17 protein-coding genes and 1 pseudogene are annotated in these 19,454 nt (G+C 60.0%); 10 read left to right on the top strand and 8 right to left on the bottom strand.

The window, feature by feature from the left end:
- The first annotated feature begins 113 nt into the window (after positions 1 to 113).
- Positions 114 to 263 carry an integrase arm-type DNA-binding domain-containing protein gene (locus AC07W5_RS13125; protein WP_495023636.1) on the top strand — a complete coding sequence of 50 codons (150 nt, stop codon included), beginning with the start codon at positions 114 to 116 and terminating at the stop codon, positions 261 to 263.
- Between the two features lie 207 nt (positions 264 to 470).
- Here AC07W5_RS13125 and AC07W5_RS13120 read toward each other — a convergent pair whose 3' ends face one another.
- From AC07W5_RS13120 to AC07W5_RS13110, 3 genes are all read right to left on the bottom strand, one after another.
- On the bottom strand, positions 471 to 827 hold the full coding sequence (locus AC07W5_RS13120) for a type II toxin-antitoxin system RelE/ParE family toxin (protein ID WP_495023561.1): 357 nt from the start codon (positions 825 to 827) through the stop codon (positions 471 to 473).
- A gap of 2 nt (positions 828 to 829) precedes the next feature.
- Positions 830 to 1,120 carry a type II toxin-antitoxin system ParD family antitoxin gene (locus AC07W5_RS13115; protein ID WP_495023560.1) on the bottom strand — a complete coding sequence of 97 codons (291 nt, stop codon included), beginning with the start codon at positions 1,118 to 1,120 and terminating at the stop codon, positions 830 to 832.
- Between the two features lie 460 nt (positions 1,121 to 1,580).
- Positions 1,581 to 2,159: a TetR/AcrR family transcriptional regulator gene (locus AC07W5_RS13110; protein WP_495023559.1), complete on the bottom strand. Its 579-nt coding sequence runs from the start codon at positions 2,157 to 2,159 to the stop codon at positions 1,581 to 1,583.
- A gap of 172 nt (positions 2,160 to 2,331) precedes the next feature.
- Here AC07W5_RS13110 and AC07W5_RS13105 point away from each other — a divergent pair, with 172 nt between their 5' ends.
- The 4 genes from AC07W5_RS13105 to AC07W5_RS13090 all read left to right on the top strand — a co-directional run bounded on the left by AC07W5_RS13105 (position 2,332) and on the right by AC07W5_RS13090 (position 8,617).
- Positions 2,332 to 2,610, top strand: coding sequence for a LysR family transcriptional regulator (locus AC07W5_RS13105; RefSeq protein ID WP_008075261.1), 279 nt, complete (start codon positions 2,332 to 2,334; stop codon positions 2,608 to 2,610).
- A gap of 141 nt (positions 2,611 to 2,751) precedes the next feature.
- A complete protein-coding gene (mexE, locus tag AC07W5_RS13100) occupies positions 2,752 to 3,996 on the top strand; it encodes a multidrug efflux RND transporter periplasmic adaptor subunit MexE (RefSeq protein WP_495023558.1) in 1,245 nt (414 codons plus the stop codon).
- An 11-nt stretch (positions 3,997 to 4,007) separates the two neighbouring features.
- Entirely contained in the window at positions 4,008 to 7,199 is a 3,192-nt protein-coding gene (locus AC07W5_RS13095; RefSeq protein ID WP_495023557.1) for an efflux RND transporter permease subunit, read from the top strand.
- A complete protein-coding gene (locus AC07W5_RS13090; RefSeq protein ID WP_495023556.1) occupies positions 7,199 to 8,617 on the top strand; it encodes an efflux transporter outer membrane subunit in 1,419 nt (472 codons plus the stop codon). The genes AC07W5_RS13095 and AC07W5_RS13090 overlap by 1 nt, the downstream gene beginning before the upstream one ends.
- Positions 8,618 to 8,634: 17 nt before the next feature.
- Here AC07W5_RS13090 and AC07W5_RS13085 read toward each other — a convergent pair whose 3' ends face one another.
- The 3 genes and pseudogenes from AC07W5_RS13085 to AC07W5_RS13075 form a co-directional block, all read right to left on the bottom strand.
- The gene (locus tag AC07W5_RS13085; protein WP_495023555.1) at positions 8,635 to 8,805 is read right to left on the bottom strand and encodes a hypothetical protein; all 171 of its coding nucleotides are present in this window, start codon (positions 8,803 to 8,805) and stop codon (positions 8,635 to 8,637) included.
- Positions 8,798 to 9,031: pseudogene (locus AC07W5_RS13080) on the bottom strand (TonB-dependent receptor); the annotation flags it as partial. The pseudogene AC07W5_RS13080 and the gene AC07W5_RS13085, both read right to left, overlap by 8 nt.
- Positions 9,032 to 9,594: 563 nt before the next feature.
- Entirely contained in the window at positions 9,595 to 10,317 is a 723-nt protein-coding gene (locus tag AC07W5_RS13075; protein ID WP_495023554.1) for a pirin family protein, read from the bottom strand.
- 215 nt (positions 10,318 to 10,532) lie between these two features.
- On the opposite strand from AC07W5_RS13075, the gene AC07W5_RS13070 reads away from it, so the two are divergent.
- Complete coding sequence (locus tag AC07W5_RS13070) at positions 10,533 to 11,483, top strand: GlxA family transcriptional regulator (RefSeq protein ID WP_495023553.1); 951 nt, start codon at positions 10,533 to 10,535, stop codon at positions 11,481 to 11,483.
- A gap of 186 nt (positions 11,484 to 11,669) precedes the next feature.
- On the top strand, positions 11,670 to 13,166 hold the full coding sequence (locus AC07W5_RS13065) for an ATP-binding protein (RefSeq protein WP_495023552.1): 1,497 nt from the start codon (positions 11,670 to 11,672) through the stop codon (positions 13,164 to 13,166).
- Here AC07W5_RS13065 and AC07W5_RS13060 read toward each other — a convergent pair.
- Positions 13,113 to 15,908 carry an ATP-binding protein gene (locus AC07W5_RS13060; protein WP_495023551.1) on the bottom strand — a complete coding sequence of 932 codons (2,796 nt, stop codon included), beginning with the start codon at positions 15,906 to 15,908 and terminating at the stop codon, positions 13,113 to 13,115. The two genes, AC07W5_RS13065 and AC07W5_RS13060, sit on opposite strands and share 54 nt — an antisense overlap.
- Positions 15,909 to 16,240: 332 nt before the next feature.
- Between AC07W5_RS13060 and AC07W5_RS13055 the strand changes: the two genes are divergently transcribed.
- Entirely contained in the window at positions 16,241 to 16,816 is a 576-nt protein-coding gene (locus tag AC07W5_RS13055; RefSeq protein ID WP_495023550.1) for a flavodoxin family protein, read from the top strand.
- A gap of 42 nt (positions 16,817 to 16,858) precedes the next feature.
- On the top strand, positions 16,859 to 17,683 hold the full coding sequence (locus tag AC07W5_RS13050) for an alpha/beta fold hydrolase (protein WP_495023549.1): 825 nt from the start codon (positions 16,859 to 16,861) through the stop codon (positions 17,681 to 17,683).
- Positions 17,684 to 17,806: 123 nt separating this feature from the next.
- Here AC07W5_RS13050 and AC07W5_RS13045 read toward each other — a convergent pair whose 3' ends face one another.
- A complete protein-coding gene (locus AC07W5_RS13045; RefSeq protein ID WP_495023548.1) occupies positions 17,807 to 18,262 on the bottom strand; it encodes a helix-turn-helix domain-containing protein in 456 nt (151 codons plus the stop codon).
- A gap of 226 nt (positions 18,263 to 18,488) precedes the next feature.
- Here AC07W5_RS13045 and AC07W5_RS13040 point away from each other — a divergent pair, with 226 nt between their 5' ends.
- Entirely contained in the window at positions 18,489 to 19,412 is a 924-nt protein-coding gene (locus AC07W5_RS13040; RefSeq protein WP_495023547.1) for a LysR substrate-binding domain-containing protein, read from the top strand.
- Positions 19,413 to 19,454: the final 42 nt, after the last annotated feature.

Below are 19,454 nucleotides of genomic sequence, written 5' to 3'. Positions count from 1 at the left end.
CCAGTGCGAAGGACTACATCCTCCCTGACTACGGCGGTCTCACTCTTTTTATTCAATACGAAAGGTGCCAAGGGCTGGCACTTCCGCTTTTCCTGGGCGGATAAGCCCCCCGTATTTCTCGCGACACCTATCCTGAAATTGGTTTGCAGGATGCTCGTGCTCTGCGTGATGTTGCGAGGGCACTGGTCGCCAGGGGCATCGATCCGCGTGTCCATCGGCAGCTGGAGCGTAATGCTGGGCGCCTGGCCACGGTAAACGCCTAAGCAACGGTTGTTCAGCATTGAAAGTGGTACGCAAAGTTGAACATTGTGTTTCTGGTGGTGGGTCTCGATAGTCCGGTCTGACCTAGAACCTCCTGCTTCAATTGGCCGCCGAGTCGGCTGACAGCTAGGGCGCTCAGGTTGAGATGTAGAGGGGGCGCCTTACCTTCGCTGTTCATGGCCAGTTAAGCCTTTAGGCCAGGTCGGTGATCAGTCATTAGGCAAGTGCAACTGCACTTCCATGGCGTCATGAAGGAGTCTGACGACCTCGATCACATCGTCGTTTGCCACACGATAGAACACGATATGACGGGGGCTTTTGACCGTTCCATGGGGCTGTCTCGCTTGCTGGCGTGAGTAGATAAGGTGATAGCTGCGAAGGCCCGGTGCAAGCTCATCGCGGTCGAGGCTGCCAATGCGATAAGGCGTGCCGGCATTAGCTTGCAGCGCCGCGAGGATCAGCGCCTGATAGCGCTGGCGTGCTTGATCGCCGAACTGCGCCTGGGAGAGCCTGAGGATGTCGACAATGTCGGCGCGCGCCGCGTTGGAAATCCGATACGGCGGCATGCTCAGTGTTTCTCTCTCGCGGGGAAGGTGGCCTCCAGGCTCAAGCCCTCGAGGTAGTGCTCCAGATCCCCTTCGTTCAACTGCGTGAAGCGCCCGTGCTCAAGGTCCATGATGCCGATCGAGGTCGCCTGACGCAGGGCCTCAATTTTGGCGGTGTCTTCGGCGACACGCTGTTCCAATAAACGCAAACCTTCTCGCATCACTTCGCTGGCATTCTGATAGCGGCCGGACTGAACCAGGTCATGGATAACCTGTTCCTGGTGAGGGGTGAGCACAACGTTTCGCGTCGCCATAATTGGCTCCAGCTCAGGGCAAACAGGTATTTTCGATCGTTGGCATATTATGCCATTTTGCCCAGGAACACATAGCTTGAGAGCTGTATCTGACGAACTGGGCCTTGGGCCGTCAGCTTGGCCAAGCTCTGTCTGATGCCCAACGGAATACGCACAACGTTTCTCCCGAAATGGCGAGTTGATCTGAGCGTAGTAAATAGTCAGAGCTTTAGGGGCTTGTATCTCTACCAGTTTCCCATTGCCGTTTATGCCAATGGATTCAGCGTCGTCATTGGATTGTTCGGCAGTGCAGTCCAGCAGGTGATACTGCAATCCAGCTCACCCAAGTAGTTGCCGAGCCATCTAACTTGATCTGCCGCTAGTCGATCAGACGCCCACGTTTCAGAGGTGTTTCGCGAGAATCTTCGATCAGGGCTGAGGATGGATTTAGCTTGTCCCCATATGAAAAATTTGAATGGCGCTATGCAGCCCGCTCTTTTGGTGCGGGAGCAGTAGGCCAAGCACTGATCACCGACTGCAGAAACTGCTCGGATAACTCAGGCTTGTTCAACGCCCTGGCAATCAGCATAGCCCCTGCGATTGATGACAGGATGCGCAGCGATTCCTGGTGCTTCGCGTCATGGGTTTCACCCTCGACCAGTGCCATCAGCGTTCCGATCAAACGCTCGACGCCTTGGGTGAAGGAGCTGCTGACGGCTCCCCCCGTGCGGCCCACGTCGGCGGCCAGCGCGGGGATGGGGCAGCCCTCGGTCCAGTTATCACGATGCGCTTGCGTCAGGTAACCCTTGATCAGTTCGGGAATGGATTTGGCGTTTTGCCAGTCGTGGATATTGGATTCGAACGTCCGACTGACGGCCTCTGAGGCCAGTTGTTCCTTGCCGCCGGGGAACTGTCCGTAAAAGCCGCCATGGGTCAGGCCCACCGAGCGCGACAGTTCACCAATGCCGATGCCATCGATGCCCTTTTCTCGATACAGCCGGGACGCAGCCGTGAGGATCGCCTCTTTGTTCGCGGCGGCCTGGTCTTTTGTGACTTTCATGAGACTGCTCCTGTAGCCCGGTCGGTTGCACTTGGGAAAAGCTTCGCTGAGAGGCTGGTATTTATTATGGTCGTCATATAAGGTCGCTGCAATGGCTTTGCCCGAATCGACGCAAGTCTGGCGGATCCCGAGCCTGTGGCTCAAGTTGAAAATCTCTACGTGGACCGGACTCATGAATCGTAATGATCTGCGCAGTATCGATCTGAACCTGTTGGTGGTGTTCGAGGCGCTCATCCAGGAACGCAATCTCACCCGCGCCGCCAAGCAATTATCCCTGGGCCAGCCTGCGGTCAGCGCGGCGCTGGTGCGTTTGCGCAAGTTGTTCAACGACCCTTTGTTCGAGCGCATCGGTCGCCGGATGGTGCCCACCGAGCGAGCGTTGAATGCTGCGCAGGCGTTGGGGCCGGCGCTGGATTCCGTTTGTACCGTGCTCACCAATACCAAGGTTTAAGCGGGATCGATCCATTTTTTTGCCATTAAACATGATGGTCATCATTATTGGTGATGGCCAACTTCACTCCGTTCAATTCGTCGCGACCTCGCGCGACGCCGAGAATCCGGAAATTCCCAAACCGTCTGGCGGACACTACCCATGGAACAGTCACTTAAACCTTTGCGTTATCCCCTTGCTGCGTTGGCGCTGCTGGCGCTCGCCGCGTGTGAACGCGCACCCTCTGCCGCTCAGGCGCCGGGTGCGCCGCACGTTACTGTGGCCAAGGTGCTAGAGCAGCCCATCACCGAATGGGACGAAGTCACCGCTCGCCTGGAAGCACCGGAAACCGTCGAGGTTCGTCCACGGGTAACCGGGCAGATTGATCGCGTAGCCTTTACTGACGGCGCGCTGGTGAAGAAGGGCGATTTGCTGTTCCAGATTGATCCACGGCCGTTCGAACACGAAGTGCATCGCATCGAGGCGCAACTGCAACAGGCACGCGCCACCCTGGTCCGCACCAGCAACGAAGCGCAGCGCGGCCAGCGCTTGTTGAGCAGCAACGCGATCTCTGCCGAGCTGGCCGACACCCGTACCACCACCGCCCAGGAAGCCCGGGCCGGTGTCGATGCGATTCAGGCGCAGCTCGATCTTGCACGTTTGAATCTTAGTTTCACCCGGGTCACTGCACCGATCAGCGGTCGGGTCAGCCGGGCAGAAATCACCGCCGGCAACATCGTGACCGCCGACACCACACCGCTGACCAGCGTGGTCTCCACCGACAAGGTCTACGCCTACTTCGACGCGGACGAACGCATGTTCCTCAAATACAGCCTGCTTTCCCGCCACGGGCAGCGCGGTCAAGCCACGCCGGTGTACATGGGTTTGTCGAACGAGGAGGGCAACAGTCACCTCGGGCAGATGAACTTTGTCGACAACCAGGTCAACCCGAAAACCGGCACCATTCGCGGTCGCGCGGTGTTCGATAACGCTGACGGCCAGTACACCCCCGGTCTGTATGCGCGCCTGAAACTGGTGGGCAGCGCCGCCTATCCCGGCCTGCTGATCAAAGACGAAGCGGTGGGCACGGACCTGGGCAAAAAATTCGTGCTGGTGGTCGATCAGGACAACAAAGCGGTTTATCGCAGCGTCGATCTGGGACCGAAACTTGAAGGCTTGCGCATCGTGCGCAGTGGTCTGCAAAAAGAGGATCGCATCGTCATCAACGGCTTGCAGCGTGTGCGGCCCGGCGCGGTGATCGATCCGCAGGATGCCCCGATGGCCAGCCCGGAAACAGTCGCCACACTGGCTCGCCAGCGTCAGGCGATTGAAGCTTCCAACCAGCCGGTTTCCGCCCAGGCACCGGCCCTGGTGAAAGCGGAATCAGCCGCCGCACCTCGCGGATAAGGAGCACCGACATGAAGTTTTCTCAGTTCTTTATCACGCGACCGATCTTCGCGGCGGTGCTGTCGCTGCTGATCCTGATTGCCGGCGCGATCTCGCTGTTCCAGTTGCCGATCAGCGAATACCCGGAAGTGGTGCCACCGACCGTGGTGGTTCACGCCAACTACCCCGGCGCCAACCCGAAAGTTATCGGAGAAACTGTAGCTGCGCCACTGGAGCAGGCGATCACCGGCGTCGAGAACATGTTGTACATGTCCTCACAATCCACGGCGGATGGCCGGCTCACCCTCACCGTGACGTTCGCCCTGGGCACTGATCTGGACAACGCCCAGGTCCAGGTGCAGAACCGTGTGACTCGCACTGAACCCAAGCTGCCCGAGGAAGTGACGCGTATCGGCATCACCGTCGACAAGGCCTCTCCCGAGCTGACCTTGCTGGTGCATCTGGTGTCGCCGGACAAGCGTTACGACATGCTCTACCTGTCGAACTACGCGATCCTCAACGTCAAGGATGAGCTGTCGCGCCTGGACGGTATCGGCGATGTGAAGATGTTCGGTATCGGTGATTACTCGCTACGTATCTGGCTCGATCCGAACAAGACCGCTTCACGCAATCTGACCGCAACCGATGTGGTCAACGCGGTGCGCGAGCAGAACCGCCAGGTCGCTGCCGGGCAACTGGGTTCGCCGCCTGCGCCGAATGCCACGAGCTTTCAGATGTCGATCAACTCCCAAGGGCGGTTGGTCAGCGAAGAAGAGTTCGAGAACGTCATTATCCGCAGCGGTCCGGACGGCGAGATCACTCGCCTGAAAGACATCGCCCGGGTCGAGCTGGGTTCCAACCAGTACGCCTTGCGTGCCTTGCTCAACAACGAGGAAGCGGTGGCGATGCCGATCTTCCAGCGTCCGGGCTCGAATGCGATCGACATCTCCAACCAGGTGCGGGCGAAGATGGCGGAGCTGAAGAAGAGCTTCCCGGAAGGCATGGACTACGAGATCGTCTATGACCCGACGATCTTCGTGCGCAGTTCGATCGAGGCGGTGGTTCACACGCTGTTCGAAGCACTGATCCTTGTTGTGCTGGTGGTCATCCTGTTCCTGCAAACCTGGCGTGCCTCGATCATTCCGCTGGTCGCGGTGCCGGTGTCGCTGATCGGTACGTTTGCCGTGATGCATCTTTTCGGCTTCTCATTAAATGCGCTGTCGCTGTTCGGCCTGGTCCTGGCGATCGGGATCGTGGTCGACGATGCGATCGTGGTGGTGGAGAACGTCGAACGGAACATCGAGTCGGGGCTGGAACCGGTCGAGGCGACCAACAAAGCCATGGGCGAGGTGACCGGTCCGATCATCGCCACGGCGCTGGTGCTGTGTGCGGTGTTCGTACCCGCTGCCTTTATCTCGGGCTTGACCGGGCAGTTCTACAAGCAGTTTGCGTTGACGATCGCTATCTCTACCGTGATTTCGGCGTTCAATTCCCTGACCTTGTCGCCGGCGTTGGCCGCAGTGTTGCTCAAGGCCCACGGCGCGCCGAAGGACCGCTTCTCCAAAGTGCTGGATCGCCTGCTCGGTGGCTGGCTGTTCAAGCCCTTCAACCGCTTCTTCGATAAGGCCAGCCATGGTTATGTGATTGCCGTGGCCAAGATCATTCGGGGCAGCAGCGTGGCGTTGCTGGTCTATGCCGGCCTGATCGCGATGACCTACATGGGGTTCAGCACCACGCCAACCGGTTTCGTACCGACCCAGGACAAGAAGTACCTTGTGACCTTTGCGCAACTGCCGGATGCGGCCAGCCTGGATCGCACCGAGTCGGTGATCCGGCGCATGAGCACCATCGCCATGAACGAGCCGGGCTTCGACAGCGCCGTGGCGTTCCCGGGCCTGTCGATCAATGGCTTCACCAATAGCCCGAACGCCGGCATCGCCTTCATCGGCTTGCGGCCCTTCGACGAGCGCAAAGCCCCGAGCCTGTCCGCCGGCGCGATTTCCGCTTCGCTGAACGCCAAGTTCGGTGGCATCCAGGACGCCTACATCGCGGTGTTCCCGCCGCCTCCGGTTCAAGGGTTGGGTACCATCGGCGGTTTCCGTTTGCAGATTGAAGACCGAGGCAACCTGGGTTACGAAGAGCTGTACAAAGAGACCATGAACATCATCGGCAAGAGCCGCAGTGTTCCGGAGCTCGCCAATTTGTTCACCAGCTACACCGTCAACGTGCCGCAGGTCGACGCTGCGATTGATCGGGAAAAAGCCAAGATCCATGGCGTGGCCATCAACGACATCTTCGACACATTACAGGTGTACCTGGGCTCACTGTATGCCAACGACTTCAACCGTTTCGGGCGGACCTATCAGGTCAACGTGCAGGCCGAACAGCAGTTCCGCCAGGAACCGGAGCAGATCGGTCAGTTGAAAGTGCGTAACAACAAAGGAGAAATGATCCCGCTGGCCACGTTCGTCAAGGTCAGCCCGACGTCGGGGCCTGATCGGGTCATGCACTACAACGGCTTCATCACCGCGGAAATCAACGGCGGCGCCGCGCCGGGCTACAGCTCCGGTCAGGCCCAGGCGGCGATTGAAAAGCTGCTCAAAGAAGAGCTGCCCAACGGCATGACCTACGAATGGACCGACCTGACCTACCAGCAGATCCTGTCCGGCAACACCGCGTTGCTGGTGTTCCCACTCTGCGTGCTGTTGGCGTTCCTGGTCCTGGCGGCGCTGTACGAGAGCTGGAGCCTGCCATTGGCGGTGATCCTGATTGTGCCAATGACCCTGCTGTCGGCGATTGCCGGGGTGATCATTTCCAAGGGCGATAACAACATCTTCACCCAGATCGGCCTGATCGTGCTGGTCGGCCTGGCTTGCAAGAACGCGATCCTGATCGTCGAGTTCGCCAAGGACAAACAGGAGCAGGGCATGTCCCCGCTGGATGCAGTGCTGGACGCCTGCCGCATGCGGCTGCGGCCGATCCTGATGACGTCCTTCGCCTTCATCATGGGGGTGATTCCGCTGGTGACCTCTACAGGTGCCGGTTCGGAAATGCGCCGGGCGATGGGGGTGGCGGTGTTCTCCGGGATGCTCGGCGTGACCTTCTTCGGGTTGCTGCTGACGCCAGTGTTCTTCGTGCTGATTCGTCGCGCCATCGAGCGCAAAAACGCGCGAAAAGTTACCAAGGCTCACCAGGCAAACGCAGTGAATCCGGAGGCTCATTAATGAACACCTTGAAGCTTTTTTTACCCAGCCTTCTGGTCGTCGCGCTCGCCGCGTGTACGGTGGGCCCCGACTACAAAACCCCTGACACCGCGCCGGCCACTGTCGTGTCGATCCAGGGCGGGCACTACGATCAATCGCGGTTCGAAACGGTCTGGTGGCAGCAGTTCGATGACCCCACGCTCAACCAGTTGGTGAGCAAGTCCCTGGAAGGCAACCGCGATCTGCGCGTCGCCTTTGCCCGCTGGAAAGCGGCCCGGGCGATTCGGGATGACGTCAGCAACGACAATTTGCCGGTTGTCACCAGCCGCGTCAGCAGCCAGCAGGGCAAGGGGCAAGTGCCCGGCCAGACCGAAAGCCGCGTCAATCAGGAACGCTACGACCTGGGCCTGGACATGGTCTGGGAAGTCGACCTGTTTGGGCGGATCCAGCGTCAACTGGAATCCAGCGATGCCCAGGAAGACGCCGCCGCAGCGGACTTGTATCAGCTGCGCGTGACCATGATTGCCGAACTGGTGGACGCTTATGGCCAACTACGGGGCTCGCAACTGCGGGAAAAAATCGCCCTGGCCAACCTGAAGAACCAGCGGGATTCCCGTGCCGTGACGGTCAGCCTGCGGGACGCCGGTGTGGGCAATGAACTCGATGTGGTGCGTGCCGATGCGCGTCTGGCGGCGGTCGAGGCTACGGTGCCGCAACTGCAAGCGGAGCAGGTGCGGCAGAAAAACCGCATCGCCACGCTGCTGGGCGAGCGCCCGAATGCCTTGAGCGTGTCGTTGAGTCCCGCCGAGTTGCCGGCCATCGCCAAGGCGCTGCCGATCGGTGATCCCGCCGAACTGCTGCGCCGGCGCCCCGATGTGCTCGCCGCCGAGCGCAGGCTGGCGTCTGCCACGGCTGAAATCGGCGTGGCCACTGCCGACTTGTTCCCGCGGGTGAGCCTGAGCGGCTTCCTCGGCTTCACCGCCGGCCGTGGTTCACAGATTGGCTCCAGCGCCGCCCGGGCCTGGAGCTTGGGTCCGAGCATTACCTGGGCGGCATTTGACCTGGGCAGCGTGCGGGCGCGAATCCGTGGTGCCGACGCCAATGCCGAAGGCGCCCTGGCCACCTACGAGCAGCAAGTGCTGCTGGCGCTGGAAGAATCTGAAAACGCCTTCAGCGACTATGGCAAGCGTCAGCAACGGCTGTTGTCGTTGATCAAGCAGAGTGAGTCGAGCCGCGCCGCCGCCGACCTTGCGGCCATCCAGTACAAGGAAGGGACGGTGGATTATCTGGTGTTGCTGGATGCGCAGCGCGAGCGGCTCAACGCCGAAGATGCCCAGGCCTTGGGTGAAACAGATCAGTACCGTGGAATCGTCGCGATCTATAAAGCCTTGGGAGGTGGCTGGGACAGCAGTGCTGGCAAGGTAGGGGGGATCAATTGACCGATCGCCAGCAGGCCTCAGCGCAGACTCCACGATACCCCATCCATCGCCAGGCCGTCCCCTGCGTTTACCGAACCGCGTCCTGGCCTTTGTTGTCGTAGCCCGGTCTGCCAGTCGCGCTTGTGTGCGTTGTAGCGCAGGGTCGCGCCGAACAGGGCGTAAAGATCGGCGTCGTATCTGTTTCTCACGGCTCTCATTCCGTGCCACGTAAGTGGGGTTGGCTGCGTGTGGGTCGTGCTCGAGCAGCGTTTGGTCACCCCCCGGCGAGATCATTGTCAGTCTGGCGGAAGCGTAGGTAGAAACGCGTTTCCAGGTTAGGTTGAGGCGATAACCGAAGTTGGCGATGACGCCCTGGCTCCCGCTGGTCGTGTAGTCTTGGTAGCCGTCTGCGCGTGTGTCGGTTATGGCGACGTAGGTTGGTTTGAACGAGGAAGGCTGAAACCTCCTTATGTGGGTTGTATCCGAGCAGCCATCGATCCCGAGCGGGAGAGGGCTGGAGAGTACCTGCTCATGGTCTACCAGCCCGAAGAGTTGCCTGCGGTGGCCGATATTTGACGGTTGTGAGTTGACTGGCGAGCGGGGGACGTTGGGACGTCTTTTCGGAGGGGACTCATGCCCTGTTGATCCTGTGAAAATGACACCGCCAGCTTGATGATCGTTCGTCCATTGGCTATGGGTAAAATCCAATAGCCTTGCTTAGAATTACCCCTTTTTTCGCTCTTGAAACACCCCCAAAAACAAGTCCGGAATTGAGTCTTTTCTTGCTTCGGGAATAAAAGAAACCCCTTGGATTTCAATGGGTCGGACGCCAGATGTGAGTCTCGTTTCCTGCTCCAAGCATTAAAAAATGGATCTCTGAAAAGAGGTCCATTTTTTTTCGTCCAGAGAAAAGTCTTTCTTTGGCTGTCCCTGTCGAAGTGTTTTCACATTCCAATGAGTGAAGCCCGGGGGGCACAGCGCCCCCGGGCAAGTTACGGTCATGGCATTTCCGGCAGCTCTTGAGGACGCAGATCGAACACCAGCACTTCGGCATCCACGCCGTTGCTCAAGGTCAGCGCCTGTTCATCCCGAACACGCACACCATCGCCTTCCTGCAATTGCACGCCGTTGAGTTCGACATTGCCCCGAGCCACATGCACATAAGCGTAGCGATTGGCGGCAAGCGTGAGGGTGGCGGTTTCCTTGCCGTCGATCAGGCCGGCATAGACTCGGGCATCCTGACGCACCCGTAGCGAACCATTGGCCCCATCGGGGGAGATGATCAGTTGCAGGCGACCGCGTTTCTTCTGAGTGCTGAAGTGCTCTTGTTGATAACGCGGTTTGGCGCCGCTGACGTCCGGTACGATCCAGATTTGCAGGAAGTGTACCGGCCGGGTCGCCGAGTGATTGTATTCACTGTGGGCCACGCCGCTGCCGGCGCTCATCAATTGCACGTCGCCGGGGCGGATCACCGAACCTGTGCCTAAAGTGTCCTTGTGTTCCAGGGCACCTTCGAGCACATAGGAGAAAATCTCCATGTCCCGGTGCGGGTGTTGGCCGAAGCCTTTACCTGCCGCCACGCGGTCATCGTTGATCACCAGCAGGTCGGAAAAACCCTGCTCCCGCGGATTGCGGTAGTTGGCAAAGGAAAAGGTATGGAACGACTTCAACCAACCGTGATTGGCCGCGCCGCGATCAGAGGCTTTGCGAAGGGTCAGCATGATGAAATCTCCTGTTTGGGACGAGAGTTCGTCCGAGTGAGGAGAAGGTTAATGTTTACCGGCGAGTGCAATAAGTAGATGAAAATTGAAATACTGTCTCGATCAGGTTGACAGTTATGTGGGCGGGTTCATGTATTCTTATTGTTACAAATGGCCATAATGTTCAGTGCTGACGCTACGTTTCCTATTTCTTTGATATCAGTGATTTCCAACCCATGAAAACCGTGGCAATGGTGCTGTTTCCAGACTTTCTCCTGCTTGATATGGCCGGGCCCATGGAGGTGTTTTCTATCGCCAACCGTTATCTGGAGCCGGGCGACCGTTATCAGCTGTCGACGATCGGCACCGAGCATGGCGCGTTGCGCGCATCCAACGGCGTCAGCGTTCAGGCCGATGTGCATATAGACCAGGCCTGCGACAGCTATGACTTGCTGCTGGTGCCGGGCGGTCCGGGGGCCTACAACGAAAAACATCCACCGTTGCTCGACTGGCTACGGGGCGCCGTCAGTCGGTCGGCCGGTTATGGCTCGATCTGCACGGGGGCGTTCATATTGGGGCATGCCGGTTTGCTGGACGGTTATCGGGTGACGACTCACTGGCATTACACGGAGCGGTTGATTCGAGCCTTCCCCAAGGCGACGGTGAAGACCGATCAGATTTACGTCGAGGATCGCAACCTGATCAGCTCTGGCGGGGTCACCGCCGGTATCGACCTGGCACTGGCGGTGGTCGCTCAGGATCACGGCAAGAAAATCGCCCAGGACGTGGCCAAGGTGCTGCTGGTGGTGATGAAACGCCAGGGCGGACAGGCGCAGTTCAGCCCGTTGATGGCTGCGGTGGCACCCCAGGAAACGCCGGTGACCCGGGTGCAGAACCATGTGCTCGAACACCTTGATGAAGCTTTCAGCGTCGAACGCATGGCCAGCCTGGTGAACATGAGTGCGCGGCATTTCGCTCGGGTGTTTGCCCGGGAAGTGAACATTACGCCCATGGAGTTTCTGCAAAGCGCGCGTATCGACTGCGCCAGGAACCTGCTGGAAACCAGTGACCTGCCGCTCAAGACCGTCGCCTACAAGAGCGGCTTCGGCAGCGTGCGGCACATGCGCTTTCTGTTCAGTGAAAAACTGGGTTTGACCCCCGCCCAGTACCGCGAACAGTTCAGTTAAAGCGTTCTTGTCCGTCCTGCGCACCGCAATGGCCGTGACGCTCCCTCCATCGCCGTTGTACCGTCACTCATGCCTGCCAAGATACTCGTGAACTCTTGGCAGCGGAGGTGCGGGAGCCTGGGCGAACATGTGCAACGGATGATTCCGTGCCTTGAGTCGGGTCAGGTTTTGAGCACGTGAACATGTATGAACAGCCTCAGAGATTTAAACAGCGATGCGGCGCTGCGGTTCGGCCCCTATGCGTTCCACCCGCGTCAACGGCTGATTCTGGAAGGTGATCGGGCGCTGCGCATGGGTGGGCGGGCACTGGATATCCTCCAGGTGCTGGTCGAGCGCGCCGGCAACGTGGTCAGCAAGGACGAACTGATCGCCCATGTCTGGCCAACTTCGGTGGTCGAGGAAATCAACCTGCGCGTGCACATCGCTGCACTGCGTCGGGCCCTCGGCGACGGCCAGAACGGGCGGTGCTACATCGTTAATATTCCCCAGCGCGGTTATAGCTTCATCGCCCCAGTGCAGCGCGAGTCGGACGGGATGCAGGTTTCGATCGAGACCGTTCAGCAGCCCCGGCACAACCTGCCGACACGGATCACGCCAGTGACCGGCCGAGATTCGATCGTTGGCAGTCTGGTCCGGCAGTTGCCGGCTCGCCGTTTCATCACCCTGGTCGGCCCGGCCGGCATCGGCAAGACCACGGTGGCCTTGCGCGTGGCCGAACTGCTGTTGCAGCACTATCGCGATGGCGTCTGGATCGTTGATCTGGCGGCAATCGATGACCCCGTGCAACTCGTCGATTATCTGAGCCAGACCCTGGAACTGGATGTTGGCGTGGATGCACTGGCGCCACGGCATGCATTGCTGGTGCTCGACAATTGCGAGCACCTGCTCGAACGTTGCCGTTCGCTGGTGGAGGGCCTATTGGTTTCGGCACCACGGTTATCGATCCTGGTCACCAGCCGCGAACCGCTGCAGGTGGCGGGAGAAACGGTCCAGCGTTTGCCAGCCCTGGCGGTGCCGCCGATGTCAGCGCTGTATTGTGTTACCGAGGCTATGGGCTATTCGGCGGTGCAGCTGTTTGTCAGCTGTGCCCGCGCCCGTCAACAAGGGTTTGCTCTGCGCGAACAGGACCTCAAGGCCGTGCGTGAAATCTGTCGGCGCCTGGACGGTTTGCCCCTGGCCATCGAACTGGCGGCGGCGCAGATCGATGCGCTGGCGCTGGTGGGACTGCAAGCACAACTGGACAACTGTTTTCAGCTGCTGACTCAAGGTCGGCGCACAGCCGTGCCACGGCATCAGACGCTCAAGGCCGCGCTGGACTGGAGCTATGAGCGGCTGAGCCTGCTGGAGCAAACCGTGTTGCAGCGTTTGGCGGTGTTCAAAATGGCTTTCACCCTGGACGCGGCCATTAGCGTGATCAGTTGTGCCGTGCTGCGGCCCACCAGCGTAGTGGAAGTGGTGGAGCGACTGGCGGCGAAATCACTGCTGTCGGTGGAGCAGGGCAGTGGCGTGGCGCGTTACCGCTTTCTCAACACCACCCGCACTTACGCGCTGGAGAAGCTCGAACACAGTGGTGACTTGCGGGCCTTCGAAATGCGTTACACCCGCTACGTCAGCCGGGCACGCTGGGTTTCAGGCGGGCCGGTGTCGTTGCAGCTCGTCGAGCAGATGACGTACTTTGGTTAGGTCTGGCGTGGCAAAGCCTTCGGTGAACCGGTTGTAGATCGGCGCCAGCAGGTCATGGGCTTGTTGGAAGCGACCTTGACGCTGCCAAAGCTGGGCCAGTGACGTGGCAGTGCGCAGTTCCCAGGCCAGAGCACCCTGAGCTTTTGCCACCGCCAGCGCCTTGAGCAGAACGGTCTCGGCTGCGCTCTGGCAGTTTTCTGCAAGTAGAGCATCCGCTCTGGCCCGAAGGATTTCCGCCGTGCTCCAGCCCGCCGCACCGTTTTCGGCCCGTGCCAGCAAGGCGTCATCGACGAAACCAATATCCAGGGTGACCATGATTTCCTTGATCAGCCCGGCGCCGGGTTGCGGGTTCGAATGTGCATCATCGCCATCGATCACCTGCGCATAGTTCCGGGCCCAGTTGTAGAACAGCAGCACTGAATGTTTTTGTGCTTGCTCGAACAGCAGGCGCAAGAGTTCGCGGGCAGTTTGAGTGTCGCCGTTGTAGTGGGCGATCAGGCAACCGGACAGTGCCAGGGTGTAGCAGATGGACGTGCAGTGGTTGATCTGGATCGCAATGTCCAGCGCCTGACGGGCGGTGCGCCAGGCCTTTTCGGGATGGCCCTGCAACCAGAGGATCCGCGCCAGAATGGTCAGGGCGGCGACGCTCTGGTCGTACTGGACGCCAAAGCCGTGGGTGAAGCGATTGAGGTGCCCGCTCTGGGCCATGCGCTGAATGACCTGTTCAGCATTCTCCCGTGCCAGTTGCTGATCCCCGACAAAGTGCAGCGCCAGCACCCGCAAACGGTGAGTACTCAGGGACACAACGGCGTCGCCTTGCAAACCCAGCCGATCGAATTGCAGGCTCTGTTCCAGGGCCGTTTGGTAGTTGCCGCAACTGAGATTGACCGCCATGTGCCCGGACACGGCTCTGAGCTGACCGGCCACGTCGTTGCAGCGTTCGGCCAGGGTTCTGGCGCTCACAAAGGCTTCGACGGTTTCGGCGGTGCCGCCCTGGGTGTGGTAGCAGGAGCTGCCGAGGGCGAGCTTGAGGGCCATTTTCAGACGAGGGCAGGGCTCGTGCGTCAATTCGAGCAGCGCCAAGGCCTTGCGCACGTACACGCCGTGTTCCTTGAGCAGCGACAGTTCCTGCCAGAGTGGCGTCGAAACCGAAGCCAGTCGGATCGCCACAGCCTGCGGCCCATGAGCGTTCAAGCCCCAGTCGAGGGCCGAGCGGATGTCTTCCAGACTGCGGGCGTAACGCTCGATCCATACATCGGTCTGGATGTGCTCCCAGTCGTTCTGGGCCTGATGCATCAAGGCCAGGCAGCATTCGGCGTGGCGCTCCAGGGTGTCTGGCAAATCATTGGCCTGGTCGAGTTTTTCCAGGGCATAGCTGCGGGTGGTGTCGAGCAGGCGGTAGAACACCTGCTCGTCGCCGACCTCAACGTTCAGCAGTGACTTGGCCACCAGTTGCGTGATCGAGCCAAACACCTCGCTGGGCTCGATGTGTTCGCCGACAATCACCGCGGCCGCCGACTCCAGCGTGAAACCGCCCCGGAACACACCCAGTCGGCGCAGGCAGGTTTGTTCGCAGGTACTCAGCAGCTCGAAGCTCCAGTCGAGTGTTGCGCGCAGGGTCTGATGCCGTCCCAGCGTCGTCTGACAGCCCTGTGTGAGCAGACGAAAACTGCCTTGCAGTTGCGTCAGCAATCCACTCAGGCCAAGGTTGCCCACTTGCGCCGCAGCCAGTTCGATCGCTAAAGGAATGCCGTCCAGGCGGCGGCAAATCTCGATCGCCAGAGGCAGCTCGTTATCGGTCAGTTCGAAACTGTCATGACTGGCCATCGCCCGTTCGACGAACAATTGCACAGCCGAAAAGCTCAAGGCCTGGATGCGGTCCAGTGCGGTGATGGGCGGTGGGCAGTCCAGAGACTCCAGGCGCTGAACGAATTCGCCTTCGACCCGCAGGCTCTCGCGACTGGTGGCCAGAATGTTCACATCGGGCGCGCCACGCAGGATGCTTTCGCTGAGCAACGCAATGGCGTCGATCAGATGCTCGCAGTTGTCGATCACCAGCAGCATCTGCCGCTCGCGCAGGAAGGTCGCGAGACCGGTCATCGGATCCGCGTCATGCAACGACAGGTCCAGCAGCGTCGCCAGGTGGGGGGCGATCATCAACGGGTCGCTGACCGGGGCCAGGTCCAGCAGGCGAATACCGTCCCGGTAGCGACCGATCAGTTGTTCGGCGACGCGCAGTGCCACCGTGGTCTTGCCGATACCGCCTGGGCCGACGAGGGTGATGAAGCGTTGGTGTGGCAAGTGCATTACCAGACTGTCGACCAAGGCCTGGCGACCAATCATGCGAGTCCGACGAATGGGCAGGTTATGGCCGCTTTGCTCGTGCCCGCCGCTCACGGGACGTTGGTCGAAGTGTTCCACCGAGTATGGCGCGACAAAGCTGTAACCACGTTGGGCCACGGTGACGATGTAGCGCTGGCCGGCTTGACCGTCGCCGAGGGCTTTGCGCAGCGCCGCGATGTGCACTCGCAAATTGATGTCTTCGACGACGCTTTTGGGCCAGACCCGTGCGATCAATTGCTGCTTGCTGACCACATTCCCGGCGTGCTCCAGCAGGATCAACAGAATGTCCATGGCACGTCGACCCAGGCGCAGGGGCTGGTCGGCCTCCATTACCAGACGCTGTCCGGGGTAGATCCGGTAGGGGCCGAAATGCACAGCCTGGTTGGGGGAAAGGATCAACGGGGGACTCCTGCTTGCATCTGCCTGTCACGTGGTATCCGAGGATTTTCCTCAGTTTTTTTCGTTAGCGCAACGCGGCGGCCGAGCGACTGTCCGGTATGCATATCGGCTGCAGCGTTTCCGGCACCGTTCGCAAGCGCCGTATTTACTGGGCGGGGCGGTGGTGAAGGGGGGAGTCGGGTCTTTTGGCGCATCGTTGAAAATTAACAACATTTAACTCGTCCTGCGCCCGGTCTACGCCCATAAATCCAATACTTCAATCCATCAACCGCAGGCACTGCTCTTCGTGCTTCGTGCAGCAACAGGAATCAACACTTCAGGAGGATGTTGCAATGAGTAACGTGGTAGTGGTCTATCACAGTGGCTATGGTCACACGCGGGTCATGGCCGAAGCCGTGGCCCAGGGTGTGGAACGGCACCTGGGTAGCACCTGCCGGCTGATACCGGTCGAGGAAGTAGACGACCACTGGGAGCGCTTGCACCAGGCCGACGCGATCATCTTCGGTGCCCCGACCTACATGGGCAGCGCCTCGGCACCTTTTAAACAGTTCATGGAGGTCACCGCGTCGTTCTTCCTGGCCCGGCCCTGGCGCGACAAACTCGCCGCCGGGTTCACCAATTCCGGTTACCTGTGCGGCGACAAACTCAACACCTTGCTGCAGATGGCGGTCTTCGCCGCCCAGCACTCGATGATCTGGGTTGGCCTCGACCTGCTGCCAGCACGCTCCAGCGCCGGCGCGTTCGATGGGCAATTGAATCGCCTGGGCAGTTCGCTGGGGGCCATGGCCCAGTCGAATGTCGAACAATCCCCGGACCATGCGCCACCTCCCGAAGATCGCTGCACCGCCGCGCACCTGGGCGAGCGGGTAGCGCGCCTGGCCGAACGAATGGGCCATCTATCGGTTTGATTCACCCAAACACCCCGACCCCTTAGTTAAGGAGCAATCGCCATGAGTACATTCACTACCCACGACGGTACAGAGATTTACTACAAGGACTGGGGCACCGGTCAGCCCATCGTTTTCAGCCACGGCTGGCCGTTGAATGCCGACAGCTGGGAATCACAGATGATCTTCCTGGCGTCCAAGGGCTACCGGGTCATTGCCCATGACCGCCGTGGCCACGGCCGCTCCAGCCAGCCCTGGTCTGGCAATGAAATGGACACCTACGCCGACGACCTCGCGCAGTTGATCGAGCTGCTGGATCTACAAAATGCGGTGCTGTTCGGTTTCTCCACCGGCGGCGGCGAAGTGGCGCGCTACATCGGTCGACACGGCACCGGTCGCGTGGCCAAGGCCGGGCTGATCTCCGCGGTACCGCCGCAGATGCTCAAGACCGAAGCCAATCCTGGCGGCCTGCCAATGCAAGTGTTCGACGGTATGCGTCAGGCGTCCCTGGCGGACCGTTCGCAGCTGTACAAAGACATCGCCAGCGGGCCGTTCTTTGGCTTCAACCAGCCTGGCGTCAAGCCTTCTCAGGGGATGATCGACTGGTTCTGGATGCAGGGCATGACCGCCGGTCACAAGAGCACCTATGACTGCATCAAGGCGTTCTCCGAAACCGACTTTACCGAAGACCTGAAAAAGTTCGACGTGCCGACCCTGGTGGTACATGGCGACGCTGACCAGATCGTGCCAATCGAAGCCGCCGGCATCGCCTCGGCCAAATTGATCAAGGACTCGAAACTGCTCGTCTATCCTGGCGCGCCCCATGGGCTGACCGATACCCACAAGGATCAGCTCAACGCCGACCTGCTGGCGTTCCTCAAGGCCTGATTGGCCACGGCGCGGGCGTTCGGCCCGCGCCGGTTTTCGCTCCTTGCTTGAGTGGCATTCCACTGCTGGGGTGATTCTCGGTCGTCATCCCTGAAAGCCGAGTGGTCATACCGCTTGGCTTCTTCATGGGAGGTGAATTTGAGCGGTATATGAGGGGGCGCAGATTGCTGCGGTGGGAGGCGCAGATCGCACCACCTGACAGCGCCAGGCGAAAGGCGTGATGCCTTCGCAGCGGGTGAAAATGTGGCAGAAGTGCGCCTGATCGCAGAAGCCGCATTCCAGACTGATTTGCGTCAGGGTCAGGTCGGTGTTCTGGATCAGTTGCTTGGCCCGGGCGATGCGCTGGCAACGAATCCAGTCCTGGGGTGACAGGCCCGTGCTGCACTTGAAGGTACGGGAGAAATGACTGCGCGACATCGCGCAGGCCCGGGCCAGCTCGGTGACTTCCAGGGTTTCGCTGAGGCGCTCGAGGATCAATTGCTTGACCAGGCTTTCCCGCCAGGGGCTGAGGCCGCCAGTGGTGGATTTTCGCGTTTGCGTGGCTGATGCGTGGGCGGCGTTGTGCTGAACGTGGGCCATGGCAAATGTCCGGGTCGGTGGGAATGCGCTGGCGCACTGCACGGTGGGTCAGCACCATCCCTTTTGGAATAACAGGTATGCGTAGAAGGCTTGATTGTTGGTCGCAGGGCTTTGGCTTGCGAGTTAAACGTTGTTAATTCCTCCGGTTAACAGCGCGCGCAAACCTATGATTGAGTAAAGTCCAAAAGACTTTGCCAGGCTGGAAAAACACCATGGAACCGTACCTATGAACCGTAACGATCTGCGCCGCGTCGATATGAACCTGTTGGTGATTTTCGAGGCTCTGATGTTCGAAAAGAATCTGACCCGGGTCGCCGAAAAACTCTTTATGGGGCAGCCAGCCGTGAGCGCCGCGTTGGGGCGGTTGCGTGATCTGTTCGACGATCCGCTGTTGCTGCGCAACGGTCGCGGCATGGAGCCGACGGCACGGGCGCTGGCGATTCTCAAGGAGCTGCAACCGGCGATGGACACCATCTGCGGGGCGGTCAGCCGGGCCAAGGAGTTTGATCCGGCTACCAGTTGTGATGTGTTTCGCATTGGTCTGTCGGATGACGCCGAGTTTGGCTTGTTTCCGTCGCTGTTGAGCCATCTGCGGGAGGAGGCGCCGGGGATCATTGTGGTGGTGCGCCGCGCCAATTATTTGCTGATGCCGGCGTTGCTGGCGTCCGGGGAAATTTCAGTCGGGGTCAGTTACACCACCGAACTGCCGGCCAATGCCAAACGCAAGAAACTGCGGGATATCCCGTGCAAAGTGCTGCGCGCAGACAACCGGCCTGGAGCACTGACGCTGGATGAGTACTGTGAGCGGCCCCATGCGATGGTGTCGTTTTCGGGGGATTTGAGCGGCAACATTGATCTTGATCTGGCCAAGGTGGGTCGCACCCGACGGGTGGTATTGGGGGTGCCGCAATTCAGTGGGTTGCGGGCGTTGCTCGCCGGGACTGAAATGATCGCTACGGTTCCCGACTACGCCGCCTGCGCGCTGGTCGAAGGCTGTGCCTTGAGGGCCGAAGATCCGCCGTTTCCCATCGATGAGGCACAGTTGTCGATGGCCTGGAGCGGGGTGCACGACAATGATCCGGCGGAGCGATGGTTGCGGTCGCGGATTACTCAGTTCATGTCCGAGCCTCTGAATATTCCAGCTTCATAGCGGGAAAAACTCCTGCCAGAAACCGCTTTTGTGGCGAGGGAG

The organism is Pseudomonas sp. GW821-FHT01E05, assembly GCF_059422425.1.
Note: the sequence above shows the minus strand (reverse complement) of the source record. Positions and strands in the feature narration are given on the sequence as shown.

Bases quoted from the DNA above. Each gene is read 5' to 3' on its own strand.
- AC07W5_RS13055 (WP_495023550.1), top strand. From the start codon at position 16,241: ATGAGTAACGTGGTAGTGGTCTATCACAGTGGCTATGGTCACACGCGG.
- AC07W5_RS13070 (WP_495023553.1), top strand. From the start codon at position 10,533: ATGAAAACCGTGGCAATGGTGCTGTTTCCAGACTTTCTCCTGCTTGAT.
- AC07W5_RS13105 (WP_008075261.1), top strand. From the start codon at position 2,332: ATGAATCGTAATGATCTGCGCAGTATCGATCTGAACCTGTTGGTGGTG.
- AC07W5_RS13075 (WP_495023554.1), bottom strand. From the start codon at position 10,317: ATGCTGACCCTTCGCAAAGCCTCTGATCGCGGCGCGGCCAATCACGGT.
- AC07W5_RS13065 (WP_495023552.1), top strand. From the start codon at position 11,670: ATGAACAGCCTCAGAGATTTAAACAGCGATGCGGCGCTGCGGTTCGGC.
- AC07W5_RS13050 (WP_495023549.1), top strand. From the start codon at position 16,859: ATGAGTACATTCACTACCCACGACGGTACAGAGATTTACTACAAGGAC.
- AC07W5_RS13120 (WP_495023561.1), bottom strand. From the start codon at position 827: ATGCCGCCGTATCGGATTTCCAACGCGGCGCGCGCCGACATTGTCGAC.
- AC07W5_RS13115 (WP_495023560.1), bottom strand. From the start codon at position 1,120: ATGGCGACGCGAAACGTTGTGCTCACCCCTCACCAGGAACAGGTTATC.
- AC07W5_RS13090 (WP_495023556.1), top strand. From the start codon at position 7,199: ATGAACACCTTGAAGCTTTTTTTACCCAGCCTTCTGGTCGTCGCGCTC.
- AC07W5_RS13095 (WP_495023557.1), top strand. From the start codon at position 4,008: ATGAAGTTTTCTCAGTTCTTTATCACGCGACCGATCTTCGCGGCGGTG.
- AC07W5_RS13045 (WP_495023548.1), bottom strand. From the start codon at position 18,262: ATGGCCCACGTTCAGCACAACGCCGCCCACGCATCAGCCACGCAAACG.
- mexE (WP_495023558.1), top strand. From the start codon at position 2,752: ATGGAACAGTCACTTAAACCTTTGCGTTATCCCCTTGCTGCGTTGGCG.
- AC07W5_RS13110 (WP_495023559.1), bottom strand. From the start codon at position 2,159: ATGAAAGTCACAAAAGACCAGGCCGCCGCGAACAAAGAGGCGATCCTC.
- AC07W5_RS13040 (WP_495023547.1), top strand. From the start codon at position 18,489: ATGAACCGTAACGATCTGCGCCGCGTCGATATGAACCTGTTGGTGATT.